The following is a 13,734-nucleotide window of genomic DNA, read 5'->3' on the forward strand; positions in this document are numbered from 1 at the left end:
ATTATTCACCCTTAGAAGTATAATTTTCAGAAGTTCCAATAATCAAATACATATCATCTTTTAATAATTCTGGAGATTTAATATTATTAATATTTAATAAATAATCAATAGAGACACCAAATTTTCTTGAAATGCTGTATAATGTATCTCCATTTTTTACTTTATAATAAATATAATTATCATTGTTTTTTTCTTCTTTGTAATATTTTTCAAAAACAGAATCATTTATTGCGTATATTTCTCTAGGATAATTATCGTTTATAACAAAAGTAAAGTTATCAAAAATAAAATTTGTACTATCCTGAGTAATTCTTTCTCCATGAATAGATACATTTTTATATAGAATCAATATTGAAATATTAGATTCTTTAATTTCTTTTTCGTACTTTTTTATTGTATCATTTACGCTATAAACCTTGAAATTTTTATTTGAATAATCAGCATTTCTTTCAATAATCCCTAAAATAAATACTTCATTTTTATTGTATAAAAATTTTTTATATGGTATAAAGGGAATTTCGCTGTTATATTCTAAATTTCCAATTAACAAAGGAAGTGAAGAATGAAAAATCTCTTTGTTTATATTGAACCCTATATATGATTTATATGCGGGTGTTTCATAATACCCCTTGTTACTTTTTGAAAAATCAATTGAAAATGTTAAAGTATATAAGAATAAAATAAATATTATAAAATATTTTCTCATATATAAACCTCCAATTTATTATAACATATGTTCATTAAATTTCGTTATACAAATCAATAAATATAGTTTCCAAATTAAATTGTTTTTCTAATAATTTAGCAATGGCTTTTACTCCAAAAGTTTCTGTAGAATAATGACCAGCGTTAATGAAGTTTATTCCAATTTCATTAGCAATATCTCTAATTTGCTCTTTAACTTCTCCGGTAATAAAAGTGTCAACTTTACCTTCTAATTCTTCTAATACTGAAGAGGCTCCGCCGGAAATAATAGCTATCTTTTTTACATATGTATTATTTTTATACACTAACAAGTCATCTCTTTTAAAAAGTTCTTTAAGTTGGTTAATAAATATTTCGAAGCTAATTTTTTCTTCAAATTCACCTATAATTCCAACATCAAAAGAAAAAAAGTTTTTTATTCCAAGTTTTTTAGCAATTTGAGCATTGTTCCCATATTCTAAATGAGCGTCTAAAGGTAAATGGTATGCCATTAAAGTTAAATCATTTTTTATTACTTTTTCTATTCTGTTTTTAAAATAGCCTCTAATTTTAAAAAAATCTTTTCCAAAAATTCCGTGATGAACTAGCATCATATCAGCATTTATCTTTAAAGCTTCTTCTATAAATTTATTATTAAAAGATACTCCCACTGCAATTTTATTAACATCCTTTTTGCCTTCTATCTGAATTCCATTAAAACAATAATCATTAAATTTTTCAACTTCTAACACGTTATTTAAAAAATTTTCTATTTCAAATATATTAGCCATACTAGCACCTCCGGAATAATTATAACACAAAAGAGGTCCCGTTTAGGACCTCTTTAAATAAATTTATTAAATTATTGCTAATTCTGTTTTTTTATCAAAAATATGCATTGTTTCCATTTCAAGTATTAATTCAACATCCATATCTTCTTTTGCTGTAGTTGTTGGATCAACTTTAGCAACTAAATATTGACCGCCAATAGTAACATGTAATAATGTTTCACTACCTAATGGTTCGGCAACATCAACGGTTCCTTTAACTACATCATCAGTATGTTCGCCTTTGTAAATAGATTTGTCATGAATATTTTCTGGTCTAATACCAAAAATAACCTCTTTATCTATATATGATTCTAATTTTTCTTCGTATTTTTTAGGAACTTTTACTTTTAAATCTTTTGCAACAACCCATAAACCATTTTCTTTAATAATTTTAGCATCTAAGAAATTCATTGGAGGAGTTCCGATGAAACCAGCAACAAATTTATTAGTTGGTTTAAAGTAAACTTCATGTGGAGTTCCAATTTGTTGAATAACTCCATCTTTCATGATAACAATTTTATCGGCCATAGTCATAGCTTCAACTTGGTCATGAGTAACATAAACGATTGTTGCATTTAATCTATGATGTAATTTTTTTAATTCTGATCTCATTTGAACTCTCAATTTTGCATCTAAGTTTGATAAAGGTTCATCAAATAAAAATACTTTAGGATCTCTAACTATAGCCCTTCCAACAGCAACCCTTTGTCTTTGACCACCTGATAATTGCTTTGGTTTTCTATCTAACAAATGTGCAATATCTAAAATTTGAGCAGCATTTTTAACTCTTTGATCAATTTCTTCTTTTGGAAACTTTCTTAATTTTAATCCAAAAGCCATGTTATCATACACTGTCATATGAGGATAAAGGGCATAATTTTGGAAAACAAATGCAATATCCCTATCTTTAGGTTCTACATCATTAACTACTTTTCCATCAATAAGTAATTTACCACTTGAAATTTCTTCTAATCCTGCAATCATTCTTAATGTTGTAGTTTTACCACATCCAGAAGGACCTAATAAAACACAAAATTCTTTATCTTCGATTGTAAAACTTGCATTTTTAACAGCGTGAAATCCATTTGGGTAAATTTTGTCGATATTTTCCAATACAACTTGTGCCATTATAACACCTCCAAAGCTATTCCAAATTTTCTATTTCTTTAAATATATCTTTTATTTCATTGTATTTGCTAGGGTCGCCAATTTCCATTAAATATAGATCTCTAATTTCATCTATAAACGACATTAATTTTTTAAATTTTTCAAAACCAATTAAAACAAATTCCGGCTTTCCGTTTTTTGTAATAATTACAAATTTTTCCTTAGATTCTTCAGTTACAAAAGAAAATTTTGATTTGGCTTCGGCAACACTATAAAATTTTAAATTTTCAATATCCATATAAATCCTCCTTGACTATAATTATAGTCACACAATAATAAAATTAAAAACTTAATTATTTGTTATTATTGATAATTATATCTTATTAACATTGAATATGTTGATAAATTTAACATTTTTTAAGGATTATTAAGTAAAAAAATTAGGGCGTTGCCCTAATTATATTTCAATATTAAAATTATAGTGTTTTTTAATATCTTTTAGAATTTCCCATTTACAAGACAAACCTTTTTTGAATTTTACTAGATCTCCTTTTTTAATTAGATATTCGCTATTTTTTGTATGAACAATTACTTCACCCTCTAAAATATAGCAAACCTCAGTTTCATCATAATACCAATCAAAAGTAGAAGATTCCTTTTCCCAAATAGGCCATTTTTTAATATTTAAATTATTTAATAAATCTTCGGTAGGATTATGAATTACTTTAACTTCTGGATCATTATCTAAAAAAGCGTTTATGGGGTCTCTAAAATTATTTTCTGCATTTAATATAGTCTCGCCCATTAATTCAAAATATTTTTCTACTTGTTCTTTTTCAAAATTATCATATAAAAAGATTTCTAAATCTTCAAAATCTGCCTCTGGATTTCTTTCAAAAAAATTATCTACAGCTTTAATTATATCTTCCATGTTTTTACCTCACTTTAGATTTGCATATTCATAATTTCTTTATAAGCTGATACAATCTTATTTGTTACTTCTGTAGTTAATTTTAAAGATAGCGACGCTTTTTCAGCAGAAATAATAACATTATGAATGTTATCAATTTTTCCAGCTGCGTAATCAGCGCTCATTTGTTCGGAAATCTTTTGTGTTTTATTAACATCATCCAAAGCATTTCTTAGAATGTCTGCGAAATTAAGGTTTTTAGATGATGTTTGGTTATTTTTTTGCGTCCTTGCTATATCATTAATTCCATTTATTCCTGATACTCCTGGTATTTTCTCTATCATGCATTACACCTCCTAAGCTCCACGGCCAATAGATAAGGCAGAATTAAACATTGTTTTTGCTGAATTTATAACAGCTACATTAGCTTCATATGCTCTTTGAGCACTAATTAAATCGACCATTTCTCTCAATACATTAACATTTGGATATTTTACATATCCTTCTTCATTTGCATCAGGGTGACTTGGATCATACACTAATTTAAAAGGACTGTTATCTTCTTCTATACTTGAGACTCTAACCCCTGATAATTGTTCATTTTTTGAAGAAACTGTATTATTTAAAACTTCTTTAAATGTAACAACTTTTCTTTTATATGGTTCTCCATTTTCTGTTCTTGTGGTATTTGCATTAGCTAAATTATTAGATATAACCTCAGATCTAAATCTTTCTGCGGTCATTCCGCTTGCTGCAATATCCATTATTCTAAAAGAATTAATATTCATTATTTAATTCCTCCTATAACAGTTTTATAATCTGATAATCTATAATTAATGAGTCTTGTTAAAGCGTTATATTGAAGAGTATTTTCCATCATTTTAACCATTTCAATATCTATATCAACGTTATTTCCATCTTCCCTAGTTGATCTTGAATCATCAATAATTATATCATAATTTACTTCATTTATAGAAGGTATATTATTTAAATGCTTTTCGTTAATTGTTTTAAGTTTAATTTCATTAGATTCTCCTAATGCTTTTTGTAATTCCTTTTCAAAAGAAACATCTTTCCTTTTATAACCTGGTGTGTTATAATTAGCTATATTATGAGAATATATTTTTTGTCTAGCTTCAATAGCATTTAATGCTTTTGGTATAATATTCATAGAAAGATCTTTCAAAAACAATTTAATCGCCTCCTGAGTAATAATTCTATATATAACTCAAAAAAACCTAAGGAGTTGGGAAAAATGAAAAAAATTTTTATTATAGGATATTATGGATATAATAATATAGGTGATGAAATCCTTTTTGAATCTATATTAGATATATTTGAAGAATTAAATTTTGTGGGTGATATTTATATAATTTCAGATAAAGTTAATCAAAAAGAAAAATATAGTTTTAATATAATTAACATAGAGAAATTTGATTTTCCTAAAATAGTAAATAAAATAAAAGAAAGCGATATTGTAATCTATGGTGGAGGTAATCTTTTTCAAACGGAAACATCATTAAGAAGTTTTCTATATTATGAATTATTATTTAATATAGCCAAGAAATATGAAAAAAATATATTATTTATTTCCCAAGGATTTGGGCATTTTAAGCATAATTATGCCATAAGAAAAATGAAAAAGATTTTAAAATATAACAAATTATATGGAATTTTAAGAGATAAAACTAGTTACTTATTTGCTAAAAGATTTACGAATAATTTTCAATTAGGTACAGATATAGGTGTTTTAAAGTATAGGAATAAAAAATTTGAAAAAAATACAAATCAAGGACAAATAGTTTTTGTGATTAAATCAAGGAAAAACTGGGATAATTTAGTTTACATATTAAAGCAAGCCGGAGTTTCTAAAATAGTTCCTGTTGTTTTAAATAAAGCGCAAGATTCAATATATGCATATGAATTTTATGAAAATTATAAAAATCAAATAGATATATCTTTTCCTATATATGACGAAGAAAATATAATTGATGAATATTTAAAATCGGAATATGTAATATCGGATAGATTACATGGAGGTATATTAGCTATGTATTTAAAAATTCCTGTGATAATGTACAGAAATCAAAAGAACTATCGCGTGTTTAATGCTATAGACGATAAATATAACTTATTTTATAGAGATGAAGAAGATCTTATATATAAAATAGCCAATTTATCAAGTTATTCTTTTGAAGTTATATTTGAAAATTATAAAAATAAGCTTAATGATACATATATTAAAACATTAAATTTAATTAAAACCTTCTTATAATATTTAAAACTCTGCCATCTGTGGACAATACTAAAATAATATTATCTGTTGGAACTTCTATATCTATAGGATAATCTTCTATTTTTAATGTTTCATATATATTAAAATCTTTATCTATAACGAAAAATTCTCCTGTAATATGAGATATTGCAAATAAAAAATCATTTGAAGAGTTATATGCAAAGTCGGTTATAGGAATATCTTTTAATATTATTTTTGTAGATTTATTTTCTAAAGAATAAACATATATACCTCCAAACAAAGAATTACCAATAATGTTATTATTGAAAATTCCAATATTTGTTAAATATTTTCCAAATTGTGCAACTTTCTTTTGATAGTTATCCCAGAACTCATAAATACCTCCATTAAAATATTCGCCTAAATAATATTTTCCATTATTTTCTTCTATATCAATGGGATAAGATATCCTTTTTAAATTCATAATAAAATCATTTGTGCTTAATCTATATAACAACTTATAAGTTGAAAAAATATTATCTTTTTCATTCTCATACATTGGAATAAAAATATCGTTTTTCATTACAGAAATAAAAGGTGCTTTTACAGGAAATTCGGTAAATGAATCTATTTTAAATAAATCTTTGTTTATAATATATAAACCATATGGGTTTGTTGTAGTAATATAAAATTTATTTTTAAGAACTTTCATATTTATGGGTTTTGCATTTAATTTTATTTTTCTGCTTAAACTTCCCCATTTGTTTATTACTTTCAAAGAAGGATCGCCATTATCAATTACATATAAATAGTTGTTTATAAAATATCCTGCCATAGGTCTTGTTATTATACCATCATCAACATATAAGATTACTTCGCCGTTTACATAATCTATAACTTTTACAGTTCCGCTATAATTACAAATTGTAGCAAAGTTACCATATATATCAATGTGAAAAGTTCTTTCTCCAACTTCTATTTTATTAACAACTTGAAAAGTATCTGGTGAAGAAAATAATATATTAAATAAGAGTAATATACCAAAAACTAATAATTTATTATATTTCATACGAACCTCCTAAATAAATAATATTTTTTATATATTATACATTAAAACATTAAAATCAAAAGAAACATTTTTTTAATTTTTAAAATTAATGTTATACATTATTATAAGTACAAGAGTATAATTAATTTGATATAAAATATTGTAATAAGGAGGTTTTTATAATGGAAATAGAATTAAAAAATACAACAGGAATGCAATTTGTTTCTAAAACACCATCAGGTCATGAAGTTATAATAGATGCTTCTCCAGACTTTGGAGGCGCAAATAGTGGACCTAGATCTTTGGAGTTATTTTTATTAGGAATTGGTGGATGTACAGGAATGGATGTTGTATCTATTTTAACAAAGATGAAAGTTAAATTTGATGATTTAAGTATAAAATTAGAAACAGAAAGAAATGAAGAACACCCTAAGTATTTTAAAAAAATACATGTTAAATACATTTTTAAAGGTAAAGATTTACCTATGGATAAATTAGAAAGAGCTGTAAAATTATCTCAAGAAAAATACTGTTCTGCTTCTGCGACTGTAAAAGGAATGGCAGAAGTTACATATGAGATTATAGTTGAGGAGGAATAATATGGCTGATAAAAAAGTACCATTTCATTTGCCAGATCAACCAAAATTAGATAACATAAAACATGTTATTATGGTAATGAGTGGAAAAGGTGGAGTTGGTAAATCAACAGTTGCAGTAAATTTAGCTGTAGCATTATCATTGGAAGGTAGAAAAGTAGGATTAATGGATATTGATATGCATGGACCAAACGTTATGAGAATGTTAGGTGGTACAGAAAAAGATCACCCATATCAAGTAGGGGAAAAAATATTACCTCCAGAAGTAAATGGAATTAAAGTGTTATCCGTATCTCAATTCGTTCCTGAAGGAGGTAAACCTATTGTTTGGAGAGGTGCTATTAAAACTGGAACAATTAAGCAATTTTTTAATGATATTGAATGGGAAGATTTAGATTATTTAATAATTGATGCACCTCCAGGTACAGGAGATGAGCCATTAACAGTTATGCAATTACTAAACAAATTTGATGGAGCTATAATTGTAACCACACCTTCAGAAGTTTCAAAAGATGATGTAGAAAGAGCAATTAATTTCTTTAAAATTATGAATAAAAAAGTTTTAGGTTTAGTAGAAAATATGGCATATTTCCTATGTCCTAACTGTAATACTAAACATTATATTTTCGGTAAAGATGGTGCAAAATCATTATCAGAAAAATATGATATTCCATTGTTAGCAGAAATTCCACTAAGTGAAGAAATTAGAACAAATATGGATACTGGTAAACCTGCAGCATATTTCGGAAAGCCAGAACATGTAGCTCCATATGTTCAATTAGCTAAAAAAGTAATTGCTGAAGTGGAGAAGGATGATAAAGAATGAGCAAGTTAAAGACTAAAACAATGGAATGGACAGGAGATTCTTTAGTTTTAGTTGATCAAAGATATTTACCTCTTGAAGAAACATATGTATCATGTAAGAATTTCAAAGAAGTTGCAATAGCTATTAAAGATATGGTAGTTAGAGGAGCACCTGCCATAGGAGCTTCAGCTGCTTTTGGATATGTGTTAGGTGTGAAAGAATATTATAAACTTGATAATTTAGAAGAAAAAATGAAAGAAGTAAAAGAAACATTAGCTAATACAAGGCCAACTGCAGTAAATTTGTTTTGGGCGTTAGATAGAATGGAAAAAAGATTTTTTGAAATAAAAAATGAAGGAAATTTAATTGAATTAATAGAAAAAGAAGCATTAGATATAGCTTTTGAAGATATTGAAGCAAATAGAGCTATGGGAAGATTTGGTGGAGAATTATTAAATGATGGTGATACAGTTTTAACACACTGTAATGCTGGTGCTTTGGCTACAGTGGACTATGGAACAGCTTTAGGTGTTATTAGAGGTGCAAGAGAATTAGGTAAAAATATAAAAGTATATGCAGATGAAACAAGGCCATATTTACAAGGAGCTAGACTTACTGTTTGGGAATTGTATAAAGATGGATTTGATGTTACTTTAATATCAGATAATATGGCTGGTTGGGTGATGAAACAAGGAAAAATAAATGCTGTAATAGTTGGAGCAGACAGAATAGCAGCAAATGGTGATGTTGCAAATAAAATAGGAACATATTCAGTAGCTGTATTAGCAAAAGAGCATGGTATTCCTTTTTATGTCGCAGCACCATTATCAACAATAGATTTAAATACACCAACTGGAAATGAAATACCAATAGAAGAAAGATCTCATAATGAAGTAAGATATTGTCATAAATCAAAAATGGTACCAGAAGAAATTAATGTATACAATCCAGCATTTGATGTGACACCAAATAAATTAGTAACTGCAATTATTACTGAAAAGGGTGTAGTAAGACCTCCATATTCTGAAAATTTAAAAAAGCTATTTGAAAAATAATAAAACGCGAGGAAATTTCCTCGCGTTTTTTATTTAGAAAGTTATTTCAAACCCTAAATTTAAGTTACTATAAAATTCATTTTTATTAGATGGCTTAAATAATTTGATTTGTACTGAGTCATTTTCAGATGTAGGATTTAATTCTAATTTGTTAAATATATATCTTAAATTTAATCCGTTATATATTTTAATTCCAAAAATGCGATAATCTAAATTTAAGTTAAAGTCAAATTTATGCTCTAGCTCATCTTCATCTAAAAATTTTGTACCACTCATACTACCTATATCATTCCAAGAAATTAGTTCATGCCACGGATTTGCAGGTGATTTGCTTCCAGAAATGCTATATTCAAAATTACTATTTAAATTAATATTATTAAAAATATTTTCATAAGTCATCATAAATGATAAATTATTTTCTCCATTAAAATATCCAATATAATTTTCCTCAGGTAAAATGGTTCTTTCTCCATTGTAATAATAAACAACATCAGGATAATATGTATAGCCATAATATTTATTTATACCATTACCAGATGGTTGAAATGTGTATTTTGTAGCTCCAGCACTATATAATCCGAATTTTCCAAATTGTGTATTAATACTTCCACCTAAACTCCAAGCAATTTTATCAGGGTTTTGATAACTGTCTGGATCAAAAAATCTATTTGTATTTATATCATCTACTAATATTTGTCCATATATATATTTATATTCATCAGTATAATCTAACATAAATCCCATAATAGAATTTGCATTAAATCCATGTGTCCAAGGTTTACCAGATGATATGTTTACATATTGTACAAAAAAATTTGGAATAGGATTAAGAAAATATTCTATATCAAAAGATGTATTTACATAAACAGCAGATTCCTCATATGCGAATCTAAAATTACCAAATTTAATTCCATAATTTTTAAAATTTGCTCCTCTATCCGGATATCCTATAGTTGATTCTCTGTTTAATTCAATATATCTCGTTTCATAGAAAAAAGTATTGTCTTCATAATTAAAATCCATTATTACCGCAGGTAATCCTTTGGATGATATGTATAATGAATAAGGTGAATTGACAATATCATAATGTTGTAATCTACCAAATGAAAGTCTATATTTGTCAAAATCTATAATAATTCCACCGTTTTTCATGTAAAAATAGAATCCCTTATAATATGTCTCTCCATGTGAAGGTTTATACTTTCCATCATTAAATGCATTTAATTCTCCTAAAAAATGAAAATCTTCGAAATCGTGAGTAACTTTAAAAGTTATACCTTGATAAGTTTTTATGTTGTTAATATTGTTATTAATTTTTAGCGAAATTTCCAAAGAGAATGTATTTGAGATAAAAAAGAAAAATATTATTAAAAATAAAATTTTCTTCATTATTTAACCCCTTCCAAATAAAATTTTTTCTCGATAATTATAACATAAATAATTAAAATACAAACTAAAAAAGATATATTGAATTTTATATGAAAATATGATAAAATTTTAGTGAATACATTACCCCTTCCGAGCCTTGTTTCCTAAAGCTAATGCTATGGAAAAAGGCCAATGGGTATAACTGGAAACGGTTATGCCTCCCGTGTTTGGAAAGGAAGGAATATTAAAAAGGGGGGGTAAAAGTGTCATTTAATGGAAAGGTATTGAGAGTAAATCTTACAGAAAAAAGTATAAAAGTAGAAGAATTACCAAAGTATGCAGATTTATATTTGGGTGGTAGAGGACTCGCTACAAAAATGTTTTATGATGAAGTTGATCCAAAGGTAGATCCTTTATCTCCAGAAAACAAACTTTTCATGGCTACAGGTCCATTATCTGGTACTGCCGCACCAACTGGTGGAAGATATATGGTAGTAACAAAAGGGCCGTTAACAGGTACGATAGCTTCAAGTAATTCTGGTGGGTATTTTGGAGCTGAACTAAAATTTGCAGGTTATGACATGATTATTTTTGAAGGAAAAGCGGATAAACCAGTATATTTATCTATAAAAGATGATCATGTTGAATTAAAAGATGCATCACATCTTTGGGGGAAAGATGTATTTGAAACGACAGATATGTTATTAGAAGAATTTGGAGATCCAAAAGCAAGAGTTGCGTGTATAGGTCAAGCAGGTGAAAAATTAGTTAAATTTGCAGCAGTTATGAATGATAAGCATAGAGCAGCTGGAAGAACTGGCGTTGGAGCTGTTATGGGAAGTAAGAATTTAAAAGCTGTTGTAGTAAGAGGATCAAAAAGACCTGAAGTGAAAGACCCAGCAAAGTTTATGGAAACTGTAAAAGAAAAGATTAAAATGTTGAAAGAAAATGGTGTTACAGGTGAAGGGTTACCTAAATTAGGAACAAAAGTATTGGATAATATTATTAATCAAAATGGACTATATCCAACAAAGAATTTCCAAGAATCAGTTTTTGAACTAACTGACGAAGTTTCAGGAGAAGCATTAGTGGAAAAAGGATATTTGATAAAAAATATGCCATGTTTTGGCTGTCCAATTGCCTGTGGAAGAAGAGTAACTCTGCCTAATGGAATGGAAACAGAAGGACCTGAATATGAAACAGGATGGTCGTTTGGAGCAGATTGTGGCGTTTCAGATTTAATAGCTATAGTAGAAGCTAATCATTTATGTAATAAATATGGTCTTGATACTATTTCTGCCGGTGCTACAATTGCAGCTGCAATGGAAATGTATGAAAAAGGAATTATAAAAAAAGAAGAGTTAAATAATGGCCCAGAACTAAAATTCGGAAGTTCAGAAGCAGTTGTATATTATACAAAACAAATGGGATTAAGAGAAGGATTTGGAGATAAATTAGCAGAAGGTTCATATAGACTAGCTGAAAGTTATGGACATCCAGAATTTTCAATGTCAGTTAAAAAACAAGAATTACCTGCATATGATCCTCGTGGTGTTCAAGGGCATGGACTTGAATATGCAACAAGTAATAGAGGAGGATGTCATGTTAGAGGTTATATGATTTCTCCAGAAATTTTGGGAGCTCCTGAAAAATTAGATCCTCAAGCATTAGAAGGAAAAGCTGAATGGGTAAAAATATTCCAAGATTTAACAGCTGTTATTGATTCAGCAGGATTATGTTTATTTACCTCTTTTGCTTTAGGATTAGATGATTACAGAGATTTAATTAATGCTGCATTAGGTTGGAATTTAACTTCTGAAGAAACATTGAAAATTGGAGAAAGAATATGGAATTTAGAAAGAAAATTTAATTTAGAAGCTGGTATTGATCCTTCTGAAGATACTTTGCCAAAGAGATTATTAGAAGAACCAGTAAAAGAAGGTCCAAATAAAGGACAAGTTGTTCATCTTGATGTGTTGTTGCCAAAATATTATGAAGTAAGAGGATGGAGTAAAGAAGGAATTCCAACTGAAGAAAAATTAAAGGAGTTAAAAATTTTATGAAAGTTGAAATAAAATTCTTTGCAACCTTGAGATTATATCTCAAGGTTGCATCTATAAAAATGGAATTTGAAAAACCTATAACTGTTGATGAACTAATAGATATTCTAGTGGATAAATTTAAAGATAAAAAAATAAGGGAATATCTAGTTGAAGGTAAAAAGATAAAAGTTGGAACTATAATTTTAATAAATGGGAAAAATATAATTCATTTAAATGGTTTGAATACAAAAATTGAAGAAGGTATAATATCAATTTTTCCTCCAGCTGGTGGTGGATAATATGGAAAGATATTCTAGACACATAAATTTATATAATAACTTTAGTAAAATACGAGAATCTAAAATATTAGTTGCAGGAGCGGGTGGTTTAGGTAGTAATGTTTTACAACATCTTGTTAGACTTGGAATTGGAGAAATTTATATATATGATGATGGAGTTGTAGATATGCCGGACTTAAATAGACAAATACTTTATACTCCCAAAGATTTAGGTAAAGAAAAAGTATTTGTGGCAAAAGAAAGATTACTCGGAATAAATCCTGATATTGAAATTCACATTTTTAATGAAAAAATAATGGAAAATACAGAATTACCAGATGTTGATGTAGCTATTGATTGTTTTGATAATTTTAAGAGTAGAAAAATATTAGATAAAAAAATACATGAAAAAAATATTCCGTTAATTCATGGTGGAGTTGAAAGATTTTATGGACAAGTTACAGATATTATTCCAGGTAAAACAAAGAAATTAATAGATATATTAGGTGATATAGAAGATACAGATGAAGTAAAATTAGTTACTCCATATGCAGTATCGATAATAGCCTCTTTGCAAGTAAGTGAAGCTATGAAAATAATATTTGAAGATTATAAAAATGCATTATTAAATAAAATATTAGTTGTTGATCTTTTGTTTAATAATTTTGATATTTTAGAATTAAATTAGGAGAAGCAATCGCTTCTCCTAATTTTCTATAATTTAAATTGTTTAATTAATTCATTTAATTCATTACTTAAATTTGATAGTTCTTTT

17 protein-coding genes and 1 riboswitch are annotated in these 13,734 nt (G+C 27.1%); of the genes, 7 read left to right on the plus strand and 10 right to left on the minus strand.

Features of this window, described 5'->3' with window-relative positions; all coding sequences use genetic code 11:
- Position 1: 1 nt before the first annotated feature.
- The 8 genes from AS160_RS03615 to flgB all read right to left on the minus strand — a co-directional run bounded on the left by AS160_RS03615 (position 2) and on the right by flgB (position 4,723).
- Positions 2 to 706 (minus strand): LysM domain-containing protein, encoded by a 705-nt coding sequence (locus AS160_RS03615; RefSeq protein WP_165145023.1) that lies wholly within the window; start codon positions 704 to 706, stop codon positions 2 to 4.
- 34 nt (positions 707 to 740) lie between these two features.
- A complete protein-coding gene (locus tag AS160_RS03620; RefSeq protein ID WP_165145025.1) occupies positions 741 to 1,475 on the minus strand; it encodes a Nif3-like dinuclear metal center hexameric protein in 735 nt (244 codons plus the stop codon).
- Positions 1,476 to 1,541: 66 nt separating this feature from the next.
- Positions 1,542 to 2,642 (minus strand): sn-glycerol-3-phosphate ABC transporter ATP-binding protein UgpC, encoded by a 1,101-nt coding sequence (gene ugpC, locus AS160_RS03625; protein WP_165145027.1) that lies wholly within the window; start codon positions 2,640 to 2,642, stop codon positions 1,542 to 1,544.
- Between the two features lie 16 nt (positions 2,643 to 2,658).
- Positions 2,659 to 2,919, minus strand: coding sequence for a type II toxin-antitoxin system Phd/YefM family antitoxin (locus tag AS160_RS03630; protein ID WP_165145029.1), 261 nt, complete (start codon positions 2,917 to 2,919; stop codon positions 2,659 to 2,661).
- 159 nt (positions 2,920 to 3,078) lie between these two features.
- The gene (locus AS160_RS11580) at positions 3,079 to 3,381 is read right to left on the minus strand and encodes a cupin domain-containing protein (RefSeq protein WP_346774417.1); all 303 of its coding nucleotides are present in this window, start codon (positions 3,379 to 3,381) and stop codon (positions 3,079 to 3,081) included.
- A 185-nt stretch (positions 3,382 to 3,566) separates the two neighbouring features.
- On the minus strand, positions 3,567 to 3,875 hold the full coding sequence (fliE, locus tag AS160_RS03640; RefSeq protein WP_165145031.1) for a flagellar hook-basal body complex protein FliE: 309 nt from the start codon (positions 3,873 to 3,875) through the stop codon (positions 3,567 to 3,569).
- 12 nt (positions 3,876 to 3,887) lie between these two features.
- Positions 3,888 to 4,319 carry a flagellar basal body rod protein FlgC gene (flgC, locus tag AS160_RS03645; RefSeq protein WP_206528064.1) on the minus strand — a complete coding sequence of 144 codons (432 nt, stop codon included), beginning with the start codon at positions 4,317 to 4,319 and terminating at the stop codon, positions 3,888 to 3,890.
- A complete protein-coding gene (gene flgB, locus AS160_RS03650; protein WP_206528065.1) occupies positions 4,319 to 4,723 on the minus strand; it encodes a flagellar basal body rod protein FlgB in 405 nt (134 codons plus the stop codon). Before flgB ends, flgC begins: the two co-directional genes overlap by 1 nt.
- 63 nt (positions 4,724 to 4,786) lie before the next feature.
- On the opposite strand from flgB, the gene AS160_RS03655 reads away from it, so the two are divergent.
- Complete coding sequence (locus AS160_RS03655; protein WP_165145033.1) at positions 4,787 to 5,806, plus strand: polysaccharide pyruvyl transferase family protein; 1,020 nt, start codon at positions 4,787 to 4,789, stop codon at positions 5,804 to 5,806.
- Here the strand turns inward: AS160_RS03655 and AS160_RS03660 are convergent.
- On the minus strand, positions 5,790 to 6,836 hold the full coding sequence (locus AS160_RS03660) for a hypothetical protein (protein ID WP_165145036.1): 1,047 nt from the start codon (positions 6,834 to 6,836) through the stop codon (positions 5,790 to 5,792). The genes AS160_RS03655 and AS160_RS03660 overlap by 17 nt on opposite strands.
- 161 nt (positions 6,837 to 6,997) lie before the next feature.
- On the opposite strand from AS160_RS03660, the gene AS160_RS03665 reads away from it, so the two are divergent.
- Genes AS160_RS03665 through mtnA form a run of 3 tightly spaced genes read left to right on the plus strand, consistent with a single transcriptional unit; the run spans position 6,998 to position 9,271 of the window.
- Positions 6,998 to 7,414: an OsmC family protein gene (locus AS160_RS03665; RefSeq protein ID WP_165145039.1), complete on the plus strand. Its 417-nt coding sequence runs from the start codon at positions 6,998 to 7,000 to the stop codon at positions 7,412 to 7,414.
- A 1-nt stretch (position 7,415) separates the two neighbouring features.
- The gene (locus AS160_RS03670) at positions 7,416 to 8,237 is read left to right on the plus strand and encodes an Mrp/NBP35 family ATP-binding protein (RefSeq protein ID WP_165145042.1); all 822 of its coding nucleotides are present in this window, start codon (positions 7,416 to 7,418) and stop codon (positions 8,235 to 8,237) included.
- Positions 8,234 to 9,271: an S-methyl-5-thioribose-1-phosphate isomerase gene (mtnA, locus tag AS160_RS03675; RefSeq protein WP_165145045.1), complete on the plus strand. Its 1,038-nt coding sequence runs from the start codon at positions 8,234 to 8,236 to the stop codon at positions 9,269 to 9,271. Before AS160_RS03670 ends, mtnA begins: the two co-directional genes overlap by 4 nt.
- Before the next feature lie 33 nt (positions 9,272 to 9,304).
- Here mtnA and AS160_RS03680 read toward each other — a convergent pair whose 3' ends face one another.
- Positions 9,305 to 10,660, minus strand: coding sequence for a hypothetical protein (locus tag AS160_RS03680; RefSeq protein WP_165145048.1), 1,356 nt, complete (start codon positions 10,658 to 10,660; stop codon positions 9,305 to 9,307).
- 114 nt (positions 10,661 to 10,774) lie between these two features.
- A riboswitch (molybdenum cofactor riboswitch) is annotated at positions 10,775 to 10,893 on the plus strand.
- A 9-nt stretch (positions 10,894 to 10,902) separates the two neighbouring features.
- Here AS160_RS03680 and AS160_RS03685 point away from each other — a divergent pair.
- Genes AS160_RS03685 through AS160_RS03695 form a run of 3 tightly spaced genes read left to right on the plus strand, consistent with a single transcriptional unit; the run spans position 10,903 to position 13,647 of the window.
- Positions 10,903 to 12,702, plus strand: a complete 1,800-nt coding sequence (locus tag AS160_RS03685; RefSeq protein WP_165145051.1) for an aldehyde ferredoxin oxidoreductase family protein — start codon at positions 10,903 to 10,905, stop codon at positions 12,700 to 12,702.
- Positions 12,699 to 12,980, plus strand: coding sequence for a MoaD family protein (locus tag AS160_RS03690; protein WP_165145054.1), 282 nt, complete (start codon positions 12,699 to 12,701; stop codon positions 12,978 to 12,980). The genes AS160_RS03685 and AS160_RS03690 overlap by 4 nt, the downstream gene beginning before the upstream one ends.
- A 1-nt stretch (position 12,981) precedes the next feature.
- Positions 12,982 to 13,647, plus strand: a complete 666-nt coding sequence (locus AS160_RS03695; protein WP_165145057.1) for a HesA/MoeB/ThiF family protein — start codon at positions 12,982 to 12,984, stop codon at positions 13,645 to 13,647.
- The last annotated feature ends 87 nt before the right edge of the window (positions 13,648 to 13,734 follow it).

Origin of the sequence: Marinitoga sp. 38H-ov (assembly GCF_011057715.1) — a bacterium.
Taxonomy (GTDB): domain Bacteria; phylum Thermotogota; class Thermotogae; order Petrotogales; family Petrotogaceae; genus Marinitoga.

Coding starts and splice junctions, on each gene's coding strand:
- AS160_RS03655 (WP_165145033.1), top strand. CDS start 4,787: ATGAAAAAAATTTTTATTATAGGATATTATGGATATAATAATATAGGT.
- mtnA (WP_165145045.1), top strand. CDS start 8,234: ATGAGCAAGTTAAAGACTAAAACAATGGAATGGACAGGAGATTCTTTA.
- AS160_RS03670 (WP_165145042.1), top strand. CDS start 7,416: ATGGCTGATAAAAAAGTACCATTTCATTTGCCAGATCAACCAAAATTA.
- AS160_RS03660 (WP_165145036.1), bottom strand. CDS start 6,836: ATGAAATATAATAAATTATTAGTTTTTGGTATATTACTCTTATTTAAT.
- AS160_RS03680 (WP_165145048.1), bottom strand. CDS start 10,660: ATGAAGAAAATTTTATTTTTAATAATATTTTTCTTTTTTATCTCAAAT.
- fliE (WP_165145031.1), bottom strand. CDS start 3,875: ATGATAGAGAAAATACCAGGAGTATCAGGAATAAATGGAATTAATGAT.
- AS160_RS03695 (WP_165145057.1), top strand. CDS start 12,982: ATGGAAAGATATTCTAGACACATAAATTTATATAATAACTTTAGTAAA.
- AS160_RS03690 (WP_165145054.1), top strand. CDS start 12,699: ATGAAAGTTGAAATAAAATTCTTTGCAACCTTGAGATTATATCTCAAG.
- AS160_RS03665 (WP_165145039.1), top strand. CDS start 6,998: ATGGAAATAGAATTAAAAAATACAACAGGAATGCAATTTGTTTCTAAA.
- AS160_RS03620 (WP_165145025.1), bottom strand. CDS start 1,475: ATGGCTAATATATTTGAAATAGAAAATTTTTTAAATAACGTGTTAGAA.
- flgC (WP_206528064.1), bottom strand. CDS start 4,319: ATGAATATTAATTCTTTTAGAATAATGGATATTGCAGCAAGCGGAATG.
- ugpC (WP_165145027.1), bottom strand. CDS start 2,642: ATGGCACAAGTTGTATTGGAAAATATCGACAAAATTTACCCAAATGGA.
- AS160_RS03615 (WP_165145023.1), bottom strand. CDS start 706: ATGAGAAAATATTTTATAATATTTATTTTATTCTTATATACTTTAACA.
- AS160_RS03630 (WP_165145029.1), bottom strand. CDS start 2,919: ATGGATATTGAAAATTTAAAATTTTATAGTGTTGCCGAAGCCAAATCA.